Consider the following 25,177-nt stretch of genomic DNA (forward strand, 5'->3'; position numbering starts at 1 on the left):
TGCATCGGCATGACCCTCTGCACTGTCAGTGCCCGGCGCTGTCAGTCGGGAGACGGTGGCGGGTGATGGCCATCATGTCGCCCAGGACGGTCGAGTTGGTCCAGCCGCGGTCGCGGGCGTAGGTGCGGGCGTCGGCGCGTTTACGGGTGGCCACGTCCGGGGAGTCGTGAGGACCAGCCAGCGCAGCTTTGGTAGTGGCGCGCAGAGCGCGGCCGTCGTCGCGGGTGCGACGCATCTCCGGGCGGTGCCGGATCCAGGTCTGCAGGGAGTCCTGGAACACCACCGCCAGACCGATGGGCAGCGCGAGCGCGGCGACCAAAAAGGCGATCTTGAATGCCAGTCCCACATTGTCGGTCTGTTGCCAGACGGCCAGGGCGGCGCCGGTAGGGGAGGCCGCGAGCCCCAGCAGCAGGGTCGTCAATGGCCACGCCTGCACCCGCGTCCCAGAGGCAGTGATGCTGGCCTGATCGGCTGCGCTGGCCGACCTCCGTCCGCTGGCCCCGGAGCGTGAGGTGGGCGCGGCGACGGTGTCCGGCTGTGGCCGGGGCCGGCGTCGGGTGGTGCGGGGCGGACGAGTAGTGGCCATGATGGGCGTCTCCAACTGTGTGCGTGGCTCGGCGGCTGTCGTGATGCCGATGTGTGAGCGGTGCCGTACGCCGATGGCTGTAGATCGCTGTGGGATGGGATTGCCTCACATCAAAGGCGTTCCATGCCGAGTTGGTCTGGGCGGAGAAAAAGTCGAGAACGAGTGAGGCAAACCGGCCGCGGCGTCATCTACATCGCTGACAGGTACGGCCATCCGGGCCAGACCCCCGCTGGAGGACCTTGATGGGGCGAGCCGAGGAGGCTGGGGAGCCGCCACGGCCCGACTCGCCCCCGATACAACACGGCGAGCGTCCGGATCAGGCCACCCCGGCCAGCACCTCACCACAACCCCCTCTTCAGCACGCCGTTACCGGCACAGACGCCGATGCTGAGGACGAGTTCGAAAAAGTGCAAGCTGGAGTTGACGGTGGGCTGGCAGTCACCGAGCGGCAGCTGCGTGCCTTGGAGGCCGAGGTCGCCGCGGTGGAGTTCGAGGACCAGGACTTCTTCGACCCGGAGACTAAGGCGCTGACCGAACGCGCTCAGCACCGCGCGGAGCAACAGCGACTGGTAATGGACATGCGGACCGAGGGTTTTAGAGGACCGATCACCACCACCTGGAAGGCCGAGACGGTCGCCTACGCGCTGGCGGTGATGATGAGCTGGACCCGCACTGGGCAGATCGTCAAGGAATGCAATGCCAGGGGGCGACCGATCCGCCTGGCGGAGTACGGGCCTGGCCGTTGGAGCCGCGAGGATCGGTTGGAGTTGGTCGGTGAGACCGTCACCCGTGCGCTGCAGTACTTCATGACAAAAGTGCTGGCGGCTGGCCGCTGGGATCCGAATAAGGGCGCCAGCTTGAACACCTTCTTCATTGGCGCTTGCCTGTTCCAGTTCCCTAATGTCTACGACCGTTGGGCCCGCGAGCAGCACAGCTGGGACCGTATCGGCCGGTCCGAGCGTTCTCCCGAAGAGGCCGAGGTCGCCCTAACCACGAGCGCGACGTGGTGGGAAGACCCCACCAGCGAATCGGCGCTGAAACGCGACCACCGTCGGCAGATCCTGGAGAAGATCGCTAATCCGCAGACTCGCGCCGCTGCGCAGATGATCCTGGACGACAAGACGATCAAGGAGACTGCCGCCGCTCTGGAGATGAACGAGAAGACACTGCGGACTCGGCTTGGCCGATTGAGAACCACAGTGAGCCGGGACGACGCGGTACAGGAGGGTGATCGATGATGACCGGCGCCAGCGACCACGCCAGCACCCACAACCTCCACAGCGGCAGTCACATCGGTACCGGGCAGAGCGTTGTCTCCGCAAGGGGGGACAATACGGTTCAGACGAGCTCATTGATCCGTTCGCCCCAGGCTGCCCTGCAACGGCAAGCCGTGGAGCTGTGGCAAATGCTGCGCAACCGTGCACCCGCCGATACGCCTACCTCGCTTGACGTACTGATCGCCGAAGCGACCGCAGGCGCCGCGGTACTCCATCTCGACACCATCAACCGACGGCTGCAGCAGGTGGCCGACGCCGGCCAGGAGCTGCCCCCATGGCGCGAGATCGTCAATCAACCGTCAACGCGCCAGACCCTGGCAGGAGTACTGCGAGCCCTTAGTCTGCTCGAACACACCGACCTGGGGTCCTCCGGCGCTCGCCGACTGCGTGACCAGCCCGACGATGAACTGATCGCCGAAATTCTGGACACCGCCCAAGCGCTCCAGCGGCCACGTTCCCCGCTGGACCTTAAACCTGCCTTGATCATGGCCGTCACCATCACTGGGTTCAGCCGTCCTGACCGCGCTGACCACCACCGGGTGGCCCTGCGGGACGCCATGTATCACGTCCTGCAGCGGGCAGTTGATAAAAGCATCGAGGGAGGATGGAACGACGTTTACACCGAAGATCGGGGCGACGGGCTACTGATGGTGTTTCCCCCACCCCCCCGAACGGCCGACTTCCTTCGGCTCATTGACGAGATGAGCCTCCAGGTACGCAAGCACAATCAGGTGCGTACCGCCGAAGCTGCGTTGCGCCTCCGCATAGCCGCTCACACCGGTCTCGTCCGCGCTGACGAGCACGGAGTCCTCGGCCAAGCCATTAATCTGACCTACCGACTCCTGGATGCCCCGGTCGCCAAACGAGCGATGGCCGAGGCCGGTGCTGGCCTTACCATGATGCTCACGAACGCGCTGTACACCGACTGCCTGTCGCACACTGTTCCTGATCGATCGAGATCCTCTGACCTCGCAGCGAAGTTCCGATCTGTAGGCGTCAGAGTAAAAGAGACAAGCGCACGTGGATGGCTGCTGGTCGATGTCGACAACCAGAGCCTGCGAGCAACTCCTGAGCAACCGACCGTTGTTGAGCCTCAAGGGGGCAGCGCGGCTCCAGTTCATCCCACCACGATCCCGTCGGAAACGCCTACCATGGTCGGCCCAGCGTCTAGCGCTTTCACCACCCTCGCGCAACGTCGGGTTGTTGAGGATCAACTTCTAAGTGAAGAGGAGATTCGGCTGCTGGCTCAGATCGCCTCTGGCGTCACCGCCGATATTGCCGCCCGCAAGCTGGAGTTGTCTGCCCGTACCCTGCGCCGCCGCCTGCGTACGATTTGCGACAAACTTGAGGTGAACAGCCCGATCGAGGCGGTTGTGTGGGCTGCCCGCCGCCAACTGATCTGATCCCGTGCTTCTCTCCGCGCGAGCACCTGCGTGACGACACCAACGCCGATTCCCAAAAGTGGCCTCACCCAGGTCGACTACCGGGCTGTGGAGGAGTGGCTAGCTCAGGTGTGCTCGCCATGTTCTAGATAGCGGGTGCTGCCGTCGCAGTGGGCTGCATGGGCATGGACGAGACGGCGGTCCAGGCGGGGGATGGTCAGGGCATGGATCTGAGCGATGTCATAGAAGTCGCAGCCGACCAATTCGCCTGGATCCAGACGGATGACGGTGAGCTGGTCGGTGGTCAGGGCGCCACCCTCGAAGAGGAAGAGGACCTTGTCGCCTTCGGCTTCGTTAGGGGCCCAGTCGGTGACCAGGAGCCGCCCAATCTCCGGGTGGATACCGAGTTCTTCAGCAACTTCACGTTCCGCAGCCTGGCGGGGGTTTCGCCGTGCTCGACGTAGCCGCCGGGGATGTCACGGTGGTCCTTGTAGGAGGGGTCGACCAGCATGATGTGGTCGTGTTCGTTGAAGAACAGGACACCTGCCGCGGCGCGAGCGCGGGTGAAGGTTGCCGTCGGGTCATCGGTCATGGGCGTTCAGCGGTAGGACCATGCATGGCCGGTTCCGCGGTAGTCCTCGACAGGGATCGGGTGGACGCCCTCGCGCATCCGGTCGGTGTAGAGATGCCCGTACAGGTGGTCGATTTCGTGCCCGGTCAAGCGAGCGAGTGCAGCGTTCAGGACGACGACCACCGACCGCCCGTCCAGACGAGTATGAGCGACTTCCAGCCGGAGCGGACGGGGCACCAGGCCGCGCACATCGAAGAAGCTGAGGCAACCCTCGTATTGCTCGTCGGTCTCGGAAGACGCGTTGATCACACGGGGGTTGAGCAGCACGAGCGGCTCGGCGTCGGGATCCGGTGGGGCGATGACGGCGGCGGCGCGCTCGATGCCTATCTGTGGGGCGGCCAGCCCCATGCCCTTGCCGAACACGTGATGCTCACGGACTCGCTGCATCGCGGCGAACAACCGGTCGATGACATCCCTGGCCTCAGCGGCTTCGGCGGGCAGCTCGAACGGGCGGGCGGTCGCGGCCAGGATCGGTTCGCCATGCTGGACGATGCCAGCCGCTTTCATACGATCGCTTGCGGTGCGTAGTTCGAGACGTGGCTGGTCGGCATCGTCGTCGCGGGCGCGGAACCGCCATTCCAACCGGTAGCGAGCGCCCATCGGCGGGTCCTGGGTGGCCCACGAGAACATCAGCCGATCCCCGTCCACGGTGCGGGTGATGGGGGTGCGCAGGGGGACGGCTTCGGCGGTGGTGGAGGTCTCGGTGCCCCATACCACCGGGTCCAGTTCGGCGGGGAACACTAGCTCGACCGACAGGCGACGTGTAGGTAGGCGGACGGCGCGCTGGAACCAGGGGCCCCATCGCCCGTCGTCGACCTGGTAGCCATACTCGATGGTCGAGTGCTGACCGGGGTAGAGCGGGAAGCGCCCGCGGTCGTTGTCCAGGCACAGCCACGCCTCTTTGAACGAGTCGCGATCTTGCTTGGGGCGCCATTTCATGGGTTCGCCATCGCAGGACGCGCTCAGTGCGAGTTCATCCCAGGTGAGCGGCCGGGCCCGATACAAGGCATTGGACTGGTCGGGACGGCCGGGGTAGCGGTCGACGCTAATGCGGATCAGGTAGCGGGTAACAGGTTCAGCACCGCCGTTGAACAGCCGACGCCGCTGCATCGGCCGGTACGTCGTCCCGTCGTATTCCAACCGGGCATGGTCCTCCTCCACGACCAGGCCCTCGACGTTGCTTGCGCCAGCGCTGGTGCTGGCGGCTCGGGTCGGCCCGTCGGCTCGCCACGCCTGCCACAAGGAACCATCCGCGCTGAGCACGCCATCGGCCTTACGGGCGAAGTCCTCACTGGCTGGATGGCGTCCAGCCTCAACATGGCTGACGTAGGACGGGTCGAAGCCCATCGCCGCCGCCAATTTCTTCTTCGACATCGCGCGGTGTTCGCGCCACCAGGTCAAAGCCTCGCCGAACGGAGGCGTCCCCTCGGCGGAGGCGGTCGCTGGATCATCGGCGGAGTGCTGAACGCCCATGTCCTAATCATCTCTTCAATCCAGGCTGAGCGAATGAATGAACCGTGAATGAGGTCCCGTCAGCGTGGCCTCACAGACCGTATCGAGGGTTACCTCCCTGGTGACGACAACCTCGAGGAGGCTCTCGATGACTCGCTTGGCTCCCCCCGACTCGCCAGTCGCCGATCAGGGTTGGCGGCTCCTGATCGTCGGCGCCGGTCAGCGCACCGTTGATGTGCTGCTGCCGGCGCTGCACCGGGCCATGCCGACCGCGCGGGTCACAGCTATCTGTGATCCCGATCCCGCCGTCGCCGTCCGGATCGCGGGGCTGACACAAGCAGGGCGGCTGGTCGATGACGTCTCGGTGTTCGCCGAGCTGGACCGAGCTCTGGCCGCAGGCCCGTACCAGGTCGCGATCCTGGCCTGTCCGCACGACCTGCACCAAGAGGCGACGCTACGGCTGACCGACGCGCACATCGCGGTGTGGAAGGAGAAGCCCTACGCCCTCACGCTTCAGCAGGCCGCTCAGCTGGCACCCCGCAATGTGCGAGTGCTGGCGCATCGTCCACACTTGCAGCTGCTGCAGATCGCTACCGACCGGATGGCGGCCTGGGGACGGCTGCTGTCGTACCGAATCCGGATCACCCGTCCTACCGGCGACTACACCGGTACTTGGCGCGCCTCGGCTGAACGCGCGGGCGGTGGCGCCATCTGCGACCTGGGCTACCACGCCTTCGACCTGATCAGCCGCCTCACCGGAGGGCCCTCCGCGCGACCGGCCACCGTATACGCGGTCACCACCGGCTCCCCGGTGCATCGGCCCGCCGTTGAGGTGGAGGAGAGCGCCCACCTGACCATCACTCACGTCGACGGATGCGCAGGCACCGTGCACCTGTCGCGCTGCGAAGAGCGCGCCGACGAGATCGACCTGGTCACTGAGCAAGGACGCATCACGATCTCGGGCGACCAGTCGGTGCTTCGCATCACCACTCCGGCCGGACGAACCCACCATGCCGAGGTAACAGCCGCCGACGACGATCCGTGGGCGGCGATGCTGTGCCACCACGCCCAGACCCTCGGCGACACAGCGGTCACCGCTGCCGAGGCCCGCATCGGCATCGCTGCGACCGCACTGATGGAGGCGGCCTACACCTCGGTGCGGCTGGGTCGTCCCGCCCATGTGGCCTCCTGCGCCGGCGCTGCTCCGGTGACCGTCCCCACCCTGGAAGGGCGCGCATCATGACATCCACGTGGCCACCCATCGACGCCGAGGTCTCCGCCGCGGTCACCCGGCAACTGCACACGACCGTTTCCATCTACGACCGGTCAGGGATCATCGCCCGGTTCGAGGACGCGTTCGCCACCCGCCACAACGCCTCGCATGCGTTGCTGACCTCATCAGGCACCGCCGCGCTGCATTCGGCCTACTACGCGCTCGGCCTTGGCCCGGGCGACGAGGCGATCGTGCAGGACTACACCTTCTTCGCCACCGCAACCCCACTGCTCCAACTGGGTGCCGTGCCGGTCCTGGCCGACGTCGACATCCACGGCGAACTCGACCTTGGACGCGCGGCCGAACTGCTCACGGACCGCACCAAAGCCGTGGTCATCACGCACATGTGGGGCAACCCACAGAACGCCCGCCGGCTGCGGGACTGGTGCGATGCGCGCGGGCTGGCGCTGGTGGAGGACTGCTCCCACGCCCACGGCGCCACCCGCGACGGCGTCAGCGTCGGCGAACTCGCTGACGCCGCCTGCTGGAGCCTTCAGGGCCGCAAGACCATCACCGCAGGCGAGGGCGGCATCCTGACTACCCCGCACCGCGAGGTCTACGAAAAGGCGACACTCCTTGGACACTTCAACAAACGTGCCCTGGCCGAGGTGAGGACCGAGTCGCCGCTGTACCGGTTCGCCGAGACCGGACTCGGACTCAAATACCGGGCGCATCCCCTCGGGCTGGCGATGGCGGAGGTCTACCTGCGACGCCTGGACGACTGGCTACTCGCTCGCCAAAGCCACGCCGCCCGTCTGGAGAATTTCCTGGCCGGACGAGTTGGCATCAGCGTGCTCACCCCGACAGGCCCCGACCGAACCGCTACCTTCTACGCCTTCGTGTTCACCATCGACCCACACGCTGCCGGGTTCTCCCGCGAGGATCTTCTCCGCGCTCTCCGGCAGTGCGGATACGGCGAGATCAGCACCTGCGACGCGATGCGGCCGCTGCACACCTACCCCGTCTTCGCCGCGCCCAGATCACCGGTCACCGTCTACAAGACGTCATGTCTCCGCTGCGAACCGCACGTCGCCGAACGCCTGGCCGCCACCTCGTTACGGATCAACGTTCCCGCCGACGACGGACCGGCCGGACACGCCTTCATCGACACCGCGATCAACATCCTCGACCGAGCCCTCAACGCCCTCGCCGCGCCGCCTGGCCGGACTACCCTGCCAGCGTGACCACCGCATCCGGGCTCGACATCCAGCGACTCCACGCCGACGCCGACCACGACGGCATCACCAAACTCGTGGTCGGCGCCATCGTTCATGCCGATGACCAGGTGCTCATCCTGCGCCGCTCCGCTGAGGACACGTTCATGGCCGGCATCGAAGAACTTCCTTCAGGCGGCGTCGAGTCAGGCGAGAACCTGCTCACCGCACTGGAGCGCGAACTCGCTGAGGAAATTGGCTGGACCGGACAACTCGTCCTCGATCCCGGCTTCGTTACTCACTTCGACTACACCTCTGGATCCGGTCGCAAAGCTCGCCAGTACACGTTCGGCGTGCCCCACCACGGCCAGTCCATCGTTCTGAGCACCGAGCACACCGCCTATCGATGGCTCCGCCCCGCCGACCTGAACGACTCCGACGTCACTGAAGAGACCGCTCGAGCAATCCTAGAGTGGACCGCCTCATGCCCCTGGCAGCAAAGCAGCACGAAAGTCCGGCGAGATTGAGCGCGAGCAGGGCGCACCTATGCGTTCCTCGCCGTCGACGGCGCCGAGGACACCTCCACGGTTGAGGACCGACGGGTCTACGCCGACAACATCGCCTCGCTGCACCGACACCCGGGGCGGTGCTCGTGTCCGCAGTGCCCGTCTAACGGCGCTACTAATTAGGAACGTCCCTGCCCAGCCGAATGACGAGACCCGGTGGGCGGGGTCATCGCACTGACCGTCGGCGTGGCGGATATCTGCGGTGTGGGCCCAGGCTCCAGAACGGCCATGCCCGTTTGTGCGATTGCTGAGCTCGGAGGCGTCAGGCCGACATCTGCAGGAAGAGCGTCACACCTCACTGCCTAGAGGTGACGCTACGAGGCCCTCAGCGGAGGAGTGCACGTGCTTGCGGTGCAGCCGGGCCGGCTCCTGAACCAGGTCATCCCCGGTCGAGAGCGCCGGCCTTGATCTGGCGACTTAGCCTCCGCCAGGCCCCGCCCGTCAGTACGAGCCTGGAACCTTCCGGATCTTTGGAGTCGCGTACGGCCGCGTAGCCACTGACACCCGCTAGTTCGACGCACTGATCCGTCGTCTGCTGGCTGCGTGTGCTCTTGATCCAAGAAGCTTCGCCGAAATCCGGAATCATGCTTACTTGTCTACCTGGTCTGGTGACGACCGGCTATGGCTTTGATCAGGTCGACAGATGCCGCAGGGCTGAGGGCGGTCGCGCTGAGGTGCTGGAATGCACTGGTCGTGGCGTGGACGTCGGCGGCACGTTCCAGAAAGAGGGTGCCCGAGACGCTGTCGACATAAGCGACGTCGGGGTCCGAGCCGGGAAAGCTGAAGACTCCGATCATGCCGCTCAGTGAGGCGTGTGGACCTGCGCTGAACGGCATGACTTGGATGTCGACTCCTGGACGATGCGCCATCTCGACCAAGTGCATGAGTTGCTCGTGCATGACCTCGGGTCCACCGATCTCGCGGTAGAGGGCGGCCTCGTCCAGTACTGCCCAGAGCCGAAGGGTGCCCGCCTCGGTGATGACGGCTTGTCTCTTCATCCGGAGGCTGACGCGGCGTCCGATCTCGTCCTCCCCAAGCGTCAGCGGTCCGGCACGGGTGATGATCGCTCGCGCGTAGTCGGAAGTCTGCAGGAGGCCCGGGACGGAGGATGGCTGGTACGTCCGGAGCGACTCCGCCGCTGACTCCAGACCGATGTAGGTTCGGGCGTTCTTGCTCAGCATGTCGCTGTAGGGCTGCCACCACTCTCTTTGCCGCGCCGCCTTGGCCAACTGGACGAGCGCCTCACGAGTGGCGGGATCGTCTACCTCGTAGAGATCAAGGAGATCCATGACGTCCGACCAAGGGACGGAGATCCGTCCCTTCTCGATCCGCGAGACCTTCGCTCCGTACCAGCCCAGGCGCTCGGTGACCTGGTCACCTGTGAGCCCTGCCGCCTCGCGCAACTGACGGAGTTCCATGCCGAGTTGTCGGCGTCGGACCGTCGGGGAGGTCACCGCGCGCCCCACCTCTTCCATCTCAGGAGAAATTTCACGAGAGCAGTTGCACATGAGTATGCCACCCAGCACACTGACTGTGTGCGACGAGTCACAGTGTGTGGCGAAAGTTGCCTCTACAGAGATTGATCTTTGTCGATGCAGAGGCTGTCGTCGCTGATCAGATACCGCCGCGCGGCCGGGCTATGGATTGGAGCCCTCGCCCGGCCGCGCGGCCTCACTCCTCAAGGGAGGTATGGATGAGGATAGCTTCGAGGGCCCTGGCGGCGCCCGATCTCCAGAGTCCCGAGAGATCTACCATGACACTCGGGACCTCGTGTGACGACACCGTTTCCGTCGTGCCGGACCTGGACGGCGCATTGATCGCCTCAAGGGCACCGACGCCGCGCCAGGCCACCGCCGACGGAACGAACACCGAAGCTCACAGGGACGGTCACTTCTGGCACGTTGACGTCCCAGGCGTGACTGACGCCGTGCCCCTGCTGCGTCGTTGGGTCCACCTGCTGCTGGCCGACGACGCGGAACTGACCGAGGCATTCGAACTGATCGTCAGCGAGTACGGCACCAACGCGCTGTGGCACTCGGCTAGTGGAGCGCCCGGCGGTCGGATCAGGGTCGAACTCTGCATTAATCGCCGGCAGACGCGCCTCACAGTCTTGGACGACGGTCCCATCCCCGCTCGGACCGGCGAGGACACAGACCCGGCTGAGCACGGACGCGGACTGATCCTGGCAGATGCCTACGCTGACGAGACCGGTCAGTACGACTGTGTCGACGGCCACGCCGCCTGGGCCCTGATCAACCGCTGAGACTGGGACGCGCGCCGCACCCCCACGGTGCGCATCCTTAGCCGGCCATCCCCCGGCCGGCCCGTCGTGCGGTCGGTGGCTGTTCCCCCCCGGAATCCACCGGCCGCACGACGCCTCATGAGCCACCCAATCACCTGACGAGCGCGTGTCTCGCGTTCGCTCTGGAGGTGACGTTGTGACCTTCCGCGAGTACGCCGTTTGCCCCGGCGACTCCCTCGAGGCGGCTACCGCTGTATGGAGCCGCGGCGGCCTGGCAGGAGAACTCGATCTCGACCAGGCTGTGGAAGTCTTACGGCGGCGCTACCCCAGCCTGTGTATCTATTGGGGCGAGTACACCGGCTCCCTCTGGGCCTTGCTGCCTGATCAGCTGGTCGAGGCGAAGAACGCTTTTGACCTCGCTCGACGCATCGATGCGATGCTTGAGCATCCCCGTGTCCGTCCTGTCAGAGACCGCCGTGACCAGCGCGAGGTACCGGCTTCTCGGGCAGCGGACGGCACCCGGGCCATGCCGGAGAGGAAGGCGCCTTTCGCGCCTGTCAATCCCGCCCCGCTGACTTGGCAAGATGCCGTCGGCGAAGCAGCGTCCTCCGACGCGCCCTGGTCGGTTGCCGTCGCGCCCTGAGGGGGCAATCGACAGTGCCAACTCCCGCATGTTGAAGCGCCGCCACGGGACGACCACTTCTCGCCCGCTCGGAGCCGTAACCAGACGACGGCTAGCCACGCTGTGACGAGCAAGAGGATCGGGACCATGGGGAACGGGCATGACGGCCAATGGGAAACCTGGGTTCCTTGAGGGTCTGCATGACTTGAACGTCCTCGGCTTGTGGCCGAGGCATCGCAGGTAGCGTCCTCCAGTCGTGCTGGCGGCCATCGGGAACAGAACCCGCACTACTCGGCGTCTTCCTCGACCATCCTGCCGAGGAGTTCTGCCGCATCCCGAGCCTGGGGTTGCATCGTATGCGTGCTGTTCGTCTGAGAACAAGCGTCGGCGAGTTGGGTGGCGCTTTTATATTTGAGACGAGCTAACCTGTTCACGGCCTCTAGAAGAGCTGAACCATCCAGCACTTCGCGGCACGCCCCAACCCGCCCCCGCAGCATAAGGGATTGCAAGTCACACGCTGGCAACATTTGGCCGCCGCACTGCTTGAAGGCTGCAAGGTAGGAGCGTGTCGCGACACGTTGCGGATTCATAAGAATCCGCCGCGCACACTCCCGTGATGCGGAACCGGGCGCGGTTCTGGAAGAGTCGATCGGAGGTGGAACGACGAGCGACGAGCAGGCAAGCCAGCCCCGCAAGCTGCAACGACGTTCGCAGCTTGGCGGAGGACGCCGACGGGACCGTGAGATGAGGTTCCGAGTCAGCGACCAGGAGTACATGGAAATCTGCGCGGCGGCCCAGCAAGCGGGAGCCGCCTATGGAACGTTCATCGTCCACACACTACAGGCAGCCACTCGCCAGCGCGGATTGGGGCAGCAACCGACTGCAGAACTCTGCGAAGAATTGCGTGGCATCGCACGACAGTTAAACCGCATCGGTGTGAACCTCAATCAACTGGCGCGCATAGCGAACGCGACAGGGCAGTTGCCTTGTGAACTGCCGGCCGCTCTGTCGTATCTGGAGAACGTGCTCCGCAGAGTGGACGCCTCGTCCGTTGAGATCGGTCGGCTCCTGCGGTGATCGGCAAAGTCACCCGCGGCCAAGGACTGCCGAGGCTGCTGTCCTACCTCTACGGCCCCGGCCGCCGTAACGAGCACGTAGATCCTCACATGGTCGCGGGGTTTCGTCTCCCCATGGCCCTCGAGCCTGGCCTCGATGCCAGAGGCGATCGAGACTTCCGCCACTTGGTCGGTGTCCTGAACTCCCCGTTCGACACGCTCCGACACACGCCGCTGCCCCTGCCGATCTGGCAGTGCTCGATTCGGGCGGCCCCTACAGACCGAACCCTGTCAGACGATGAATGGGCCGACATCGCCGAAGAGGTGATGCACCAGACCGGATTTGCGCGCCGTGGCGACGACCAGGCATGCCGCTGGATCGCAGTACGGCACGCCGACGACCACATCCACCTCGCTGTCGTCCTGGCCCGCGAGGACGGACGCAACCCTAACGTCCACCGCGACTACTACAAGGTTGCCGACGCCTGCCGCATCGTCGAGGAACGCTACGGCCTCATCCGAACCGCGCCTGCCGACCGAACAGCCGCACCTCGACCGACCCGAGCCGAGACAGAACTCGCCCATCGCAAGAACTGGCTGGAGCCACCTCGCACCACCCTCCGCCGGCACGTAGCCACCGCAGCCGCCGGAGCCGAAACCGAAGACGACTTCTTTGCCGCCCTCGAAGATGCTGGAGTGCTGGTCAAGACCCGTGAGAGCACCCGCACTCCTGGAGAGGTCACCGGTTACGCAGTCGCACTTCCACACCACGCCAACCAAGAAGGCCAACCAGTCTGGTTCTCCGGAGGAAGACTCGCCGCCAACCTCACCCTCCCCAAGCTTCGCCACCGCTGGTCGTCCCAACACGGAGGTAACTCCTTCGAGCGGCGCTTCAACAGAGGGGAGTTGACTGCGCAAGAACGGACGGCGGTCTACCAGGACGCTGCCCGAGCCGCCGCCACAGCCACGTGGCAGATGCGCCACATCCAAGACCCGGTTGTCCGCGCCGATATCGCGGCTGCAGCCGCCGACGTCCTCCACGTATCTGCGGCCATCACCGGTAACCGAGGACTCACGGCGGCTGCCGACTTCTACGACCGTGCTGCTCGCGAACCCTATGGCCGCCAGCCACTCGTCACTCCCTACGGTGCGAACCTTCGCACGGTTGCGCGAGCACTGGCCCTCTCCGAGATCCAAAGACGACGCGGTCACCGCCCGAACTTCACCGGCAACCTGTTCCATCTCATCCTGCACCTGGCAGCCTTGATCGAAGCCATCGCAGAATTCCGGCAGCTACAGCGACGTGCCGCTCAGGCAGCCGCCGCTCGAAAGGCTGCCGCTCAGCTCACGAGCCTCAGCCGGCCAACACCCCAGCCCCGGCTCGCGACGTTGTCAAGGACGCAGCCGGACCTCATGGCAGAGCAGGACGTTGCGCGTCTCGCCGCTCTCGGCTTCCCGGCACCTCTCAGCAGCCATCAGATGAATGCCCATCAGTACCAATCCGTCCGACCCGAGAAGCTGCACGACTCGCACCGCCGTCGTCCATCGCGGTAGCTCGACCACAAGACCTGACGACGCGCCGAGCGCAGTTGTGGCGTAATGCTTAACGTTGCTTCATGCTAACGGAACGTAACGAAGCGCAAGCAGCACACAGGCGTAGCGACCAAGGTCGCAAACCTGGGTCACTTCATCCCCACTCATGAGAAAGGTGACGCCATGACCAACCACAGCCCGCACCTGGGGCCCATATCCACAAGGACAAACCCACATGACCGCCCACAGGCTGGGTCTCGCCGCTGCTAGTAACGACGACGAGACAGCCCAACTCGCGTCCAAACTGTACGAGCACGTCCGCCAGCTCAACTACGCCACAGCCGGCCCGCCGAGCCTCACTCTGCCTTCCACCGCTTACGCCATCCTCGGCAACCTCAGCGCAGCCACCTACGGTCTCGATCAGCTCCTCGACCAGATCAACCGCTTCTTCCTGCGCGAGCTCCCGGCTGGCCGACTCGGCCACGACCACGGCGAAGACCTCACCGACGTCCTGAGCCATCACGGCCAAGCTCTGGCCGAAGCCAGGCACCACACCAGGGCTCTCTGCACCGCTCTGAACGAGGCCCAATCCGCTATCAACGCCGTCCACTCCCGTCCCACCCCAGGACGCATAGCCAACCTCACAACTCAGGGCATGGCAGGCGAGCAGGACGCCGGAGTAGCAGCAGCGGCCAACGACTTCCCGCGGCCGATCAGCGATCCAACGCTCCTCGAACCTCCTTTCCTCAGCGACCGGCACAACCCGGTCCGCACTCGCCGTCTGAAGAGCCCGGAGTCCTGAGCATGGAGCCGATGAGCCATGAGGAACTCGCAGCCCTCCCGACCACAACCACTATCGAAACCGCCGCCCGTGCCCTCGGCCTTGGCCGCACCCGCGCCTACCAGCTAGCCCGCGAGAATCGCTTCCCCTGCAAGGTCATCCGCATAGGGACCACATACCGTGTCATCACGGCTGACCTGCAGCGCAGGTTGGCTACAGACACCAACACCTAAACATGGGTCGGTTCGGGCCCCGCTGGGCGTTCGCCGAGCGGGGCCTCGGGGAGCGCGGTATGACTGGAGAGGCGGTCGGGGAACCAACGGGAGCGTCCATGCCGGACTTGTACTGGGAGAGTGATCGTCGCCTCACTGCGATCGGGCGCACCACGCTGTCGGTGGCAGCTCGCCAAGCCGTCGTCGACGGCGAAGTGAACGCGGCCACAAGCGTCCTCGACTACGGCAGCGGGCGCGGCGACGATGTCCGTGGGCTGCGGGAGATGCGGTTTCAGGCTCATGGATGGGATCCCTTCTACGCTCCGAATGAGGCACCCCGAGCCGCGGACGTCGTGCTGTTGACCTACGTTCTCAACGTCATTGAGGACCCTGCTGAGCGACGTCATGCGCTGCGAAGGGCGTGGGAGCTCACTGAGCGCCTGCTTGTGGTCACGACCAGGCTCACTTGGGATCGATCGAAGGTCCGCGGGCAACAGTACGAGGACGGCGTGCTGACGAGCAGACGAACCTTTCAACACCTGTTCAGCCCGGCCGAGCTTCGTACCTATGTCGAGCAGGGGACTGGAATCCGCTGCGTCTCGGCTGCCCCTGGCATCGTCTATGCCTACAAGAGTGATGACGCTCGGCTTCGCTACCTAGCCCGAAAGGTCGTTCCGCACGCCGATTGGTTGGCCTCGGAAGACACCGGTTCGGCCATCGCCGCAGTGGTGGACTACACCGAGCGACGTGGTCGCCTACCCAGGCTAGAAGAGATGCCAGCGGAGATGGCCAAGCTCCTGGCCCACGTTCAGCCAAACGAGCTGCACCGCATTGTGAGGAAGTCGGCAGCCCCGCAGAAGGTCGATGCCGGCGCCAGAACATCTACCCTGTCTACGCTGCTGTTCCTCGCGGTCGAGCTGTTCAATGGACGCGGACCTTACGGCAGTCTGCCCATCTCGCTGCAACTGGACGTCAAAGCCTTCTTCTCGTCCTACAAGGAGGCGTGCAGACGGGCGGACCGGCTGCTGCTGAAGCTTCGCGACGACTCCTACGTCAGAGGGGCGATGCAGGCTTCAAAGGTCGGCAAGCTCACACCCACAGCGCTTTACGTGCATCGGCGTGCAGCTGACCAGATGCCGACAGTGCTGCGCCTCTACGAGCACTGTGCCTCAATCGCAGCAGGGAGGCCACCGTCTTGGACGGTGGCCAAGCTACGCCATCAGGGTCGTGCGGTGAGCTGGTTGGACTATCCAAAGTTCGACACCGACCCGCATCCGAAGCTCCACTCGTCATACGTGGTGGATCTCACCACCCTGAAGACCTCGTACAAGTCATACGAGGAGGCTCTCAACCGGCCGCTCCTTCACCGCAAGCATGAGTTTCTAGCCCCGGATGACCCGGATGCCCCTAAGTACCGACGACTGACACAGTCCGAGGTACGGGCTGGCCTCTACCGTCACCCCCACCTCATTGGCACAGAGGACGGGTGGAAGGGTGAACTGCTCCGCTCCGGCAGGGCACTACGCGGACATCGCCTGGTCCGTCGCAAGGAAGTCAATCAAGCGAAGTAGGACGCTTCTTCCTGGAACGCCCAGATCTCGTTCACTAGCTCGTCCATGTCCAAGCCCTGCACCTGGTCGGGGAACCAAGACAGCCGCAGACCGTTGCTGGCGACATCCTCTGGCAGCCCCATACTGCGCAGAACGTGACTCGGAGTGTAGGACGCGCTTGTGCAGGCCGAGCCTGTAGCGATAGCGACGAGCTCCTTGAGCCGCACGATCAGGGCCTCGGCATCCACTCCCTCGAAAGAGAGATTGAGGATGTGCGGGACCACATGGTCCTGGTCGCCGTGGAAACGCACCTGCGTCTTGCCCAAGGCCTCAACCAGGCGGGCACGGAATGTCGCCGCTTGGTCCCACCACTGCTGATGTTCCTTCTCGAAGATCTCAGCGGCTTTGGCAAGCCCGGCTATGAGCGGCACCGGGAGTGTCCCTGGTCGGAGCTTGCGCTCCTGGCCGCCGCCGTACATCAAGGGCGTCAGGGGAACAGTGTCACGACCGCGTCGCCGGATGAGGAGAGTTCCGATTCCCTTGGGGCCGCCAACCTTGTGGCCGCTGATGCTGATCATATCGATCGGTGCCTTGAGGTCCTGAGTGAGCTTGCCGAACCCCTGGGCGGCGTCAACGTGGAGGTAGGTGGGGGTTTCGCGCAGCAGCTCGGCTAGCTCCGCGACAGGTTGGATCACTCCTGTCTCGTTGTTGACGTGCATCAGGGAGACCAGCAGAGTGTCATCGCGCAAGCGCTCCCGTACGGCTTCCACGCTCACTCGGCCAGAGGGGCCCGGTGAGATCAGGTCAACTTCGAACCCACGAGAAGCAAGGTGCTCCAAGGGCTCGAGGACGGCCTTGTGTTCGATCGTGGAGCTGATGATGTGCCGGCGGGCGTGGTTCTCGCCGTGTGGAGCCAGACCAAGCAGGGCAATGTTGTTGCTCTCGGTCGCGCCTGACGTGAAGATCAGCTCAGAGGCAGTGGCGTTCAGCTGCCCGGCGAGCTGCTCTCGGGCTTGCTGGACGCATCGCTTGGCCCTGGTCCCCCAGTCGTGGGTGCGGCTCCCGGCGTTGCCGAACTCCGAGGTCATCCAGTGGAGGACTACCTCAGCCACACGAGGATCGACCCGTGTGGTGGCTGCTGAGTCCAAGTACACGGTCATGCTTCCTGCACCCCTCCGGCCGCTCGACTCTCACGTATGCACGTGAAAAACTAAACGTACATCCGGTAGCGTGAAGCCAGTGGGGTCACTCTTGTCTTCGCCATCGGCGAGTAGAACAACAGCAGGGTTCGAGTACGTCTTCCCTGCGATCCGAGGGATCCAGGCACAGCGAGAGTTCTATGTCTCGATGTGTCCGCTCCGCCTGATCCCAAAGATCTTCCTGTTCGACGAGGAGGAGCTGGCGCCCGAGGTGCGGGCACAGCGAGTGCTCAACAAGGCACGCATCCCTGCTCTCGCCTCCTACATCGTCAGCAACCCGACCGACTACGTGTTCTCGGCGCTGACTGCATCGGTGGACGGGGAGATGCGTTTTGTCGGTATTGCCGACGAGGGGCCCGGCATGCGCATCGGGCAGCTCCACATCCCTATGGCTGCCCGCTTCCTCATCAACGATGGCCAGCACCGGCGAGCGGCGATCGAGGCAGCGCTCACTGGGAACCCTGAACTGGGCGATGAGACCATCGCAGTCGTCTTCTTCCATGACGCGGGCCTGTCTCGTAGCCAGCAGATGTTCGCCGACCTCAACCGGCATGCAGTCCGTCCAGCCCGATCTATCGGTGTGCTCTATGACCACCGTGACGAACGCGCCAAAGCAGCCAGGCTGTTGGCACTGAAGTCGCCGATCTTCCGCAACTTCGTGGAGATGGAGAGCAGCACACTGTCAGCTAGATCCCGCAAGTTGTTCACACTCAGTGCCCTCTACTATGCGTCCAGTTCGCTACTGCAAGGGCTTGAGCTGAGTGACGCCGACGAGGCGGCCAGCCTTGCGGACGAGTACTGGACGGCCGTCGATGCGCTCATCCCCGAGTGGGACCTCGTCCGGACGCGGAAGATGACGGCAGCGGAGGTTCGGAAGCAGTACCTGCACAGTCACGGGATCGCGCTGCATGCCCTCGGCCGGCTCGGCAACACTCTTCTGCAGATATCCACAGAACCAGATTCGTGGAGACCCCGGTTGAAGCCATTGGCCAAAATCGACTGGTCCCGAACCAACCACGACTGGGAGGGCCGAGCAATCGTCGGTGGCCGCGTCTCCAAGAACCACTCTAACGTCGTGCTCACAGTCAACTACTTGCGCCAGAAAATCGGCATGGAGCTTGGCCCCGAAGAGGCCAGCGTTGAAGCAACACACTTGCGAGGAGAGCGATGAGCGTCCCTTTGGGCATCCCAGCCCGCCGGGCTATTCCGTTCAAGGAACGGGGAGGGCTTGGCGCTGTCGTCAAGGGGCTGATTGAGGAGATCCAGGAGCTCTACCTAGCCGACAAGGTCCCTTGGGTAGTCGGTTACAGCGGCGGCAAGGACTCTACTGCTGTGCTTCAGCTGGTATGGCTCTCACTTCAGGAGCTACCGGAGGACAAGCGGACCAAACCGGTACACGTGATCTCTACCGACACTCTGGTAGAGAATCCGATTGTCGCCAGCTGGGTCACACAATCCCTAGCTACCATGGAGAAGGCGGCGGAGGAGCGTCATCTTCCGATCAAACCGCACCGTCTCACCCCCGAGGTCAAGGACAGTTTCTGGGTCGGCCTGATCGGGAAGGGATACCCAGCACCGCGCCCGAAGTTCCGTTGGTGCACCGAACGACTCAAGATTCGCCCCTCTAACTCGTTCATTCGCAACGTAGTCCGCGAGCACGGTGAGACGATCCTTGTCCTCGGCATTCGCAAGGCAGAAAGCCAGGCTCGGGCGAGAGCCATGACACGCCATGAGAAGCACCGAGTCCGTGACCGGCTGTCTCCCAACGGGAACCTTCCCAACTCCCTCGTCTACAGTCCAATCGAAGAGTGGACCAACGATGAGGTCTGGACGTTCCTGATGCAGCGTCCCAACCCTTGGGGGCACAACAACAAGGATCTCCTGACCATGTATCAGGGCGCCTCTAGTGATGGAGAGTGTCCGCTAGTGGTGGACAACACCACTCCCTCGTGTGGTGACAGCCGGTTCGGATGCTGGACTTGCACCCTCGTCGACCAGGACAAGTCCATGGCAGCGATGATTCAGAACGACGAGGAGAAGGAGTGGATGCAGCCGCTCCTTGACCTGCGCAACAAGCTAGACGTCCGTAACGAGGAGGGGCGTCGTGACGACAAGCATCTCCGCGACTGGCGGAAGATGAACGGCTCCATCCAGCTGTTCAACGACCAGGTCGTCCACGGCCCTTACACACAGGAATCACGTGCTAACTGGCTACGAGATCTTCTCAACGCCCAGACTTGGGTCCGGCAGAACGGTCCCCGCAGTGTCCGGGATATCGAACTGATCACCATGGGCGAGCTTCATGAGATCCGCCGCATCTGGGTCTTCGAGAAGCACGAGGTGGAAGACCTGCTTCCCAAGATCTATGAGAAGGAGACCGGAGATAAGTTCCCAGGAGGTCCGCTAGACGAGCAGCTCGCTCTTGCAGGCGACGAGATGGAACTGCTTCGCGAAGTCTGTGGTGACGACGAGCTGCACTTTTCTACCGCACGTGAGCTGTTGGCGGTGGAGCGCAAGTTCCGTACGATGACTCGCAGGGCAGGCCTTTTTGAGGAACTAGAGAAGACGATCCGGCGCGGCTACTACGAGAACAAAGAAGACGCCGAACAGAGCGCACTGCGGATCCAGCGCGAGAAGACAGCCCCTGAGTTGCCGTTGTTCAACGAAGAGATCACCAATGCTTCTGCTTAACGTCACCCTTGAGAACTACGGCGCCTATAAAGGCAAGCAGTCTCTTGATCTGACGACTCGTCCTGGCCGACCCGTCATCTTGATCGGCGGACTCAACGGTTGCGGAAAGACCACTCTGCTGGACGCAATTCAGCTGGCACTCTACGGTGCACGGGCCCGCACAAGCGGACGCGGTACCCGCACCTATGATGACTACCTCCGCGAGAGCATTAACCGTCAAGCCAGCCCTAAACATGCCAGAGTGGTCGTCGAGTTCTCCACAACGGTAGAAGGACGCGAGCGAATCTATAAGGTCGTGCGTTCTTGGGAGGTCAAGGGCAAGTCCGTCCGCGAATTTCTCAACGTGCTCATCGACGGCGAACTCGATCTAGTTGTGAGTGAGCAGTGGGCTGACTACGTGGAGGACCTCCTACCCCTCGAGGCATCGTCGCTCTTTTTCTTTGACGGCGAGAAGATCGAATCCCTTGCGAATCCAGACCGGGCAGCGTCAGTAATCGCATCAGCCGTGCAGTCATTGTTCGGGCTCAGCTCGGTTGAGCGGCTGCGGAACGACCTGCTCGCCGTGCAGCGTCGCCAGAAGATCCCAAGGGAAGATCGTGAGGCTCTGGACAAGATTCACCAGTTCGAGAACCAAATTAGGGAATGCGACCAGCTGCGTGACCAGATAAACCAACGCGTCGCTTCGATGACCTCCGGGCTTGAAGTGGCAGAGCGGCGCTTCGCTACCATCGATGAGGCTTTTGCTAAGGAAGGTGGCGACCTCTACTCTCGGCGCGCCGAACTGGAATCCGAGCGCTCTCAGACCGCCTCCCAGCTCAAGAGCATCAACGAGGTACTCGCCAGCACTATTGCGACTGGCCCTCTCCCTCTCCTGCTGCTTGCGCCGCAGCTCTCCGCTGTTCGTGAGCAGGTTGAGAGGGAGCGGCATGCGAGCGAAGCGTCGCAAGTCATCGAGGTGCTAAGCGAGCGGGATTCTAAGCTGCTGAGCCTTCTTCGGGATCTCCTCCCCCCGAATGATCTCGCAGTCGCTGAGAAGCACCTAAGCGCTGACCGTCAAGAGCGAGTTTCTGTCATCAACAAGACCCCGCAGGTGCTCAACTTTCCATCCGAGTCACTTTCACAGCTCATGTCCCTGGATGAGATCCTTCGCCAGGAGGCGACACGGGCGAGCGAACTCATTGAACAAGCACAGCTTCACCAGGAACGTCTAAGCGTCCTCGATCGCCAGCTCGCGGGCGTACCCGACCACGACGTGATTGCTGTCCTTCTGCGGGAGCGAGACTCTCAGCGCGACGATGTTACTCGGCTCAGAATGGAGCTCGGTAAACTCAAAGAAGAGCTGGATGCTACGCGACGCCGACGCGAGCAGCTCATACTTGACCGTGAGCGTGCCTACAAGGGACGAGCCGCAAAGCTTGCCAAGGTAGAGGACGCGGAGCGTATTGTTGCATATGCGGACAAGGTGAGGGGCACCATGGAGAAATTTGGTGCCGCACTCCTGCAACGCCATATCAACAAGCTGGAGGTTGCCGTCCTGAAGAGCTTCCAGTACCTCATGCGTAAATCCGCTCTCGTCCGCGATCTCCGCATCGATACCGAGAAATTCACACTCACCTTGGTCGGGCCCGATGACCGGGAGCTGGATCCTTCGCGCCTCAGCGCCGGCGAGCGTCAGCTCCTGGCTGTTTCGCTACTCTGGGGGCTCGCGAAGGTCGCTGGCAATCGTCTGCCCACTGTGATCGACACTCCTCTTGGTCGGCTCGACAGCCGCCATCGCGAACACCTGGTGGACCGCTATTTCCCGCAGGCCAGTCACCAGGTGCTGCTGCTTTCCACAGATGAGGAAATCGACGAATACCTGCTGAGCAAGCTAGGGCCGTCGATCGCTCACACCTACACGCTCATCCACGATGATAAGACGTTCACTACGTCGGTCGAAAAGGGATACTGGTGGAGCGGAGGTACGGTGCATGTCGCTTGATAACGTTCGGCTCTCCCAGCCCGCAAAAGACCAGCTGATCAGACTCAAGCGGATAACCGGTATTAAGAACTGGAACACTCTGTGTCGTTGGGCGCTTGCGCTCTCCCTCCGGGACCCATCCCCACCGCTAGTTCGCGACATCAATACCGACTCCAGTGTGGAAATGACCTGGAAGACCTTCGCTGGCTCCTACGGGGACATCTACCTGGCCCTTCTTAAACACCAATGCCTTGCCGACGGCCGTGAGCCCACCGAGGAGAACCTCTCCCATATCCTGACCGTTCATGTCCACCGCGGCATCGGCCATCTAGCAGGTCGCCGAGACCTCAAATCTGTTGCTGACCTGATATCTCTCGCGGCACTTTGATCAATGACTTTGGTCAATGTCGGCGTACCCGTGAGCGCACGCGGCGTCGGTCCTGGTGCGGGCGCCGCCGAGCACGACAGGGTGGTCGCAGGAAACCGCGACCACGTAGTTCACCCCGCGACCGTCGCCGCGCGGTGCTGTCACCGGTCACCGGTCACCCACAAGCAGCAGGGGGTGTCGCAGGCGCGTCGATCACGTGCCAGGCCGGCTCCGGCTTGGTTTCGAACTGTGCCCCGCCGGGACGCCCGCGTCGACGAGCCCGCTGGGATCGGCGAACGAGGACTCGGGCACATACAGCTTTCGGTTGATGAGAACCCGCTGCTGGTCGGGGTTGAGATACGAGGTGAACACTCCGATCTGGCAATCGGTGATCTCGCCTGTGGTGCCGGTGTACTAGGGCTGTACTCCCGCGCTGCGGCGGCCCTTCCTCTCAGACCCGGTGTCGTCGACCACCAGGACCCGTCGGCGGCGCCGAGCCGCTCGGCGCCCAGGTGGCCCAGGTGGCCGAGCCGCTCGGCCACCTGGGCCGGCAGCGCGTCTCCGGCGAACTCCGCCAGCGTCCAGCCGTTCTTGCGTTCCAGTCCGCTCGGCAGACCCAGCAGATCCCGCCGGCCCGCACCCTGGGCTCCCGCTGGCCAAAGGGTGGGCCACCACCTGCGCGAACAGCTCATTGAACCCATAGCCCACCCGGCGGGGTCGAGATCTTCTACAGTACGCGGGACGCAACCGCCACCCCGCCGATCGTTTGGTACTAACACACCCACACGACCACAGCGGTGGCCGTCTCATCTCCCGGCCTTGATCAGACTGAGATCTCCAAGACCGGCTGAAGTATCAGGTGTGGTCTCTAAACCAGTTCAGGATCCCTCGGGCGTCTTTGATCATGTTTGTGGACGTCCCGCTCTGCCCGTCGTCGTCCTTGTACTCGTAGTCCTGGCGGATGCCGACGTCGTTGGTGAAGGTGTCGGTGAACGTCTCGCGACGTGTGTACTTCCCGTCGGAGCTCCAACCGACATGCCTGGTGGTGCGGGTCTCTGTGCGCCCCCTGTAGGTCTCGTCGTACGCGTCGAGGAAGTCCCTCAGGAACCTTGCCTCGTCGTCTGTCAAGCGCGTGCTGGAGACGTCCAGATGCTCGCCGATGTAGTCGCGGAGCCGCTTCTTCTCGTGTCGATCCACGTGTCCCTCCCTGTCCTCCTCCGGTGACCCGGAGGGCTATCCAGACCGAGTCGATCACGCTCGGACTCCAGGTCCGGGCAGAGCTCGAGCCGGGTGACATTCCCCGAGATCTTGAGGAAGACCGTCAGCTGTCCGCAGTAACGAATGCTAAAGATATCTGCGCGTTGCGGCAGATAATGCATCTTGCCCCGTGTCGCATCGCCCGCATGCTTGGTGATCGGCCAGCGGGTCCGCGCGGGCGCTGCTGGTCGCTGATTAACGCTCGTACATACATCCGTCCATGCATCTGGGCTCTACCTGTGGAGCAGCCGACCCATCGAGCCCATCAGCTAGATCGTTGATGGGGGTTTGCTGAACCGGCGGCGGGCATGACGAAGGGCGCCCATGATCAGTGTGTGAAGACAAACCTGGACGCCCTTCTGACCGCACTCTATGTCCATCTGGACGATCACGTCCTGCGGTCAGCCGACCGGCCGCGGCGACGCGGTCCCGAACGGGTTCTCAACGACGCTGAGCTGGTGTGTGTCGCCGTGGCCCAGGTCCTGCTCGGCTGCGATTCCGAGCGGCGGTGGCTGCGGACCGCGCCGCGCAGGATCGGGCACCTGTTCCCGCGGCTGCCCGGCCAGTCCGAGTACAACCGGCACCTGCGCGATGCCGCGCCGCCCTGTTCGCCGCGTCGATGTGGCTGGTCCGCCAGACGCCTTCCTGGCAGGAGCGGCTGCGTTTGATGGACGGCACCCCGGTGCGGTGCGGCGCCTCGCGCACCACCGTGCACCGCTCGGGCCTGGGCGAGATCGCCGGCTACGGCATGGACAAGTCCCACCACGCCTTCTACTGGGGCGCCAAACTGATGCTGATCACCACCGCCGAGGGAGCGGTGTGCTCCTTCAGCCTGGCCCACCCCAAGGAACTGGACGAGCGGCTGCAGGCGATCCACCTGCTGCACGTCCAGCCGCCCGCGCCCGGGCAGTGCCCGATCGTGTGCGACAAGGGGTTCGCCGGGGCCGGAGTGCACAAGGCCGCCGCTGATCTGGGCCATGTGCTGATCCGGCCACCACGCGCCGACGAGCCCGATCCGCCGGTGGCAGTGTTCCCCGGCTGGCTGCGCCAGCGCATCGAAGCGGTCATCTGGACACTGAAGAACCAACTCGGCCTCGAACGCCACGCCGCCCGCACCACCCAAGGACTCTGGACACGCCTGTGCCAGCGGATCTGCGCCCTCAACGCCGCCATCTGGCACAACTGGCTGACCGACGCCCCGGTCAAACGATTACTGATCGCCTACGACCACTGACCACAGCTCCCCGAAACTCCCATCAACGATCTAGTCGTGATGACACGAACTACCTCGCCCATGCGGAACGACAGCGGCTGCCGGGTGAGACTCTCTGTACGTAGCGACCAGGAGATCACCGAAGGTCGTTGACCCACGTCGCAGTCGGCTGCT

At 63.9% G+C, this 25,177-nt stretch carries 22 protein-coding genes and 1 pseudogene; 16 read left to right on the forward strand and 7 right to left on the reverse strand.

The genetic code is table 11. The annotated features are described in order from the left end of the window. Window positions 1–25 precede the first annotated feature (25 nt). Entirely contained in the window at window positions 26–421 is a 396-nt protein-coding gene (locus BJY14_RS21985) for a hypothetical protein (RefSeq protein WP_179845354.1), read from the reverse strand. Window positions 422–828: 407 nt separating this feature from the next. Between BJY14_RS21985 and BJY14_RS21990 the strand changes: the two genes are divergently transcribed. Both BJY14_RS21990 and BJY14_RS21995 read left to right on the forward strand, forming a co-directional pair. Next, window positions 829–1,824 carry an RNA polymerase sigma factor gene (locus BJY14_RS21990; RefSeq protein WP_179845355.1) on the forward strand — a complete coding sequence of 332 codons (996 nt, stop codon included), beginning with the start codon at window positions 829–831 and terminating at the stop codon, window positions 1,822–1,824. A gap of 1,190 nt (window positions 1,825–3,014) precedes the next feature. Next, the gene (locus tag BJY14_RS21995; RefSeq protein ID WP_376770050.1) at window positions 3,015–3,266 is read left to right on the forward strand and encodes a LuxR C-terminal-related transcriptional regulator; all 252 of its coding nucleotides are present in this window, start codon (window positions 3,015–3,017) and stop codon (window positions 3,264–3,266) included. A gap of 104 nt (window positions 3,267–3,370) precedes the next feature. Here BJY14_RS21995 and BJY14_RS48015 read toward each other — a convergent pair whose 3' ends face one another. Continuing rightward, a complete protein-coding gene (locus BJY14_RS48015) occupies window positions 3,371–3,646 on the reverse strand; it encodes a hypothetical protein (protein ID WP_312879794.1) in 276 nt (91 codons plus the stop codon). 197 nt (window positions 3,647–3,843) lie between these two features. Beyond that, window positions 3,844–5,349 carry a peptide deformylase gene (locus tag BJY14_RS22005; RefSeq protein WP_179845356.1) on the reverse strand — a complete coding sequence of 502 codons (1,506 nt, stop codon included), beginning with the start codon at window positions 5,347–5,349 and terminating at the stop codon, window positions 3,844–3,846. A gap of 127 nt (window positions 5,350–5,476) precedes the next feature. On the opposite strand from BJY14_RS22005, the gene BJY14_RS22010 reads away from it, so the two are divergent. From BJY14_RS22010 to BJY14_RS45435, 3 genes are read left to right on the forward strand one after another with little or no spacing between them, the layout of a single operon-like run. Continuing rightward, on the forward strand, window positions 5,477–6,571 hold the full coding sequence (locus BJY14_RS22010) for a Gfo/Idh/MocA family protein (protein ID WP_179845357.1): 1,095 nt from the start codon (window positions 5,477–5,479) through the stop codon (window positions 6,569–6,571). Further along, window positions 6,568–7,785 carry a DegT/DnrJ/EryC1/StrS family aminotransferase gene (locus BJY14_RS45430; RefSeq protein ID WP_246396028.1) on the forward strand — a complete coding sequence of 406 codons (1,218 nt, stop codon included), beginning with the start codon at window positions 6,568–6,570 and terminating at the stop codon, window positions 7,783–7,785. Before BJY14_RS22010 ends, BJY14_RS45430 begins: the two co-directional genes overlap by 4 nt. Beyond that, window positions 7,782–8,282: an NUDIX domain-containing protein gene (locus tag BJY14_RS45435; protein WP_312879350.1), complete on the forward strand. Its 501-nt coding sequence runs from the start codon at window positions 7,782–7,784 to the stop codon at window positions 8,280–8,282. The genes BJY14_RS45430 and BJY14_RS45435 overlap by 4 nt, the downstream gene beginning before the upstream one ends. A 418-nt stretch (window positions 8,283–8,700) precedes the next feature. Here BJY14_RS45435 and BJY14_RS22020 read toward each other — a convergent pair whose 3' ends face one another. Further along, on the reverse strand, window positions 8,701–8,907 hold the full coding sequence (locus tag BJY14_RS22020; protein ID WP_141579831.1) for a DUF397 domain-containing protein: 207 nt from the start codon (window positions 8,905–8,907) through the stop codon (window positions 8,701–8,703). 10 nt (window positions 8,908–8,917) lie between these two features. Then, entirely contained in the window at window positions 8,918–9,829 is a 912-nt protein-coding gene (locus BJY14_RS22025) for a helix-turn-helix domain-containing protein (protein WP_218905548.1), read from the reverse strand. Between the two features lie 284 nt (window positions 9,830–10,113). On the opposite strand from BJY14_RS22025, the gene BJY14_RS22030 reads away from it, so the two are divergent. The 6 genes from BJY14_RS22030 to BJY14_RS22055 all read left to right on the forward strand — a co-directional run bounded on the left by BJY14_RS22030 (window position 10,114) and on the right by BJY14_RS22055 (window position 16,337). Beyond that, on the forward strand, window positions 10,114–10,584 hold the full coding sequence (locus BJY14_RS22030) for an ATP-binding protein (protein WP_179845360.1): 471 nt from the start codon (window positions 10,114–10,116) through the stop codon (window positions 10,582–10,584). Between the two features lie 175 nt (window positions 10,585–10,759). Further along, entirely contained in the window at window positions 10,760–11,206 is a 447-nt protein-coding gene (locus tag BJY14_RS22035; RefSeq protein WP_179845361.1) for a hypothetical protein, read from the forward strand. 675 nt (window positions 11,207–11,881) lie between these two features. Beyond that, window positions 11,882–12,262 carry a plasmid mobilization protein gene (locus BJY14_RS22040; RefSeq protein ID WP_376770051.1) on the forward strand — a complete coding sequence of 127 codons (381 nt, stop codon included), beginning with the start codon at window positions 11,882–11,884 and terminating at the stop codon, window positions 12,260–12,262. After that, window positions 12,259–13,794 (forward strand): relaxase/mobilization nuclease domain-containing protein, encoded by a 1,536-nt coding sequence (locus BJY14_RS22045; protein ID WP_179845363.1) that lies wholly within the window; start codon window positions 12,259–12,261, stop codon window positions 13,792–13,794. Before BJY14_RS22040 ends, BJY14_RS22045 begins: the two co-directional genes overlap by 4 nt. Window positions 13,795–14,008: 214 nt before the next feature. Continuing rightward, window positions 14,009–14,575, forward strand: a complete 567-nt coding sequence (locus BJY14_RS22050) for a hypothetical protein (RefSeq protein ID WP_179845364.1) — start codon at window positions 14,009–14,011, stop codon at window positions 14,573–14,575. 310 nt (window positions 14,576–14,885) lie between these two features. After that, the gene (locus tag BJY14_RS22055) at window positions 14,886–16,337 is read left to right on the forward strand and encodes a DNA phosphorothioation-associated putative methyltransferase (RefSeq protein ID WP_179845365.1); all 1,452 of its coding nucleotides are present in this window, start codon (window positions 14,886–14,888) and stop codon (window positions 16,335–16,337) included. On the opposite strand, the gene dndA is transcribed toward BJY14_RS22055, so the two are convergent. Continuing rightward, on the reverse strand, window positions 16,325–17,476 hold the full coding sequence (dndA, locus tag BJY14_RS22060) for a cysteine desulfurase DndA (RefSeq protein WP_179845366.1): 1,152 nt from the start codon (window positions 17,474–17,476) through the stop codon (window positions 16,325–16,327). The genes BJY14_RS22055 and dndA overlap by 13 nt on opposite strands. Window positions 17,477–17,555: 79 nt before the next feature. On the opposite strand from dndA, the gene dndB reads away from it, so the two are divergent. The 4 genes from dndB to dndE are packed head-to-tail and all read left to right on the forward strand — an operon-like array spanning window position 17,556 to window position 22,554. Further along, window positions 17,556–18,686 carry a DNA sulfur modification protein DndB gene (gene dndB, locus BJY14_RS22065; protein ID WP_312879351.1) on the forward strand — a complete coding sequence of 377 codons (1,131 nt, stop codon included), beginning with the start codon at window positions 17,556–17,558 and terminating at the stop codon, window positions 18,684–18,686. Beyond that, a complete protein-coding gene (gene dndC, locus BJY14_RS22070; protein WP_179845367.1) occupies window positions 18,683–20,206 on the forward strand; it encodes a DNA phosphorothioation system sulfurtransferase DndC in 1,524 nt (507 codons plus the stop codon). The genes dndB and dndC overlap by 4 nt, the downstream gene beginning before the upstream one ends. Further along, the gene (dndD, locus tag BJY14_RS22075) at window positions 20,193–22,187 is read left to right on the forward strand and encodes a DNA sulfur modification protein DndD (RefSeq protein ID WP_179845368.1); all 1,995 of its coding nucleotides are present in this window, start codon (window positions 20,193–20,195) and stop codon (window positions 22,185–22,187) included. Before dndC ends, dndD begins: the two co-directional genes overlap by 14 nt. Continuing rightward, on the forward strand, window positions 22,177–22,554 hold the full coding sequence (gene dndE / locus BJY14_RS22080) for a DNA sulfur modification protein DndE (protein ID WP_179845369.1): 378 nt from the start codon (window positions 22,177–22,179) through the stop codon (window positions 22,552–22,554). Before dndD ends, dndE begins: the two co-directional genes overlap by 11 nt. Window positions 22,555–23,388: 834 nt before the next feature. Here dndE and BJY14_RS22085 read toward each other — a convergent pair. After that, window positions 23,389–23,730 carry a hypothetical protein gene (locus tag BJY14_RS22085; RefSeq protein ID WP_179845370.1) on the reverse strand — a complete coding sequence of 114 codons (342 nt, stop codon included), beginning with the start codon at window positions 23,728–23,730 and terminating at the stop codon, window positions 23,389–23,391. A gap of 395 nt (window positions 23,731–24,125) precedes the next feature. On the opposite strand from BJY14_RS22085, the pseudogene BJY14_RS47965 reads away from it, so the two are divergent. Continuing rightward, window positions 24,126–25,024: pseudogene (locus BJY14_RS47965) on the forward strand (transposase family protein). Window positions 25,025–25,177: the final 153 nt, after the last annotated feature.

Origin of the sequence: Actinomadura luteofluorescens (genome assembly GCF_013409365.1) — a bacterium.
GTDB lineage: Bacteria > Actinomycetota > Actinomycetes > Streptosporangiales > Streptosporangiaceae > Spirillospora > Spirillospora luteofluorescens.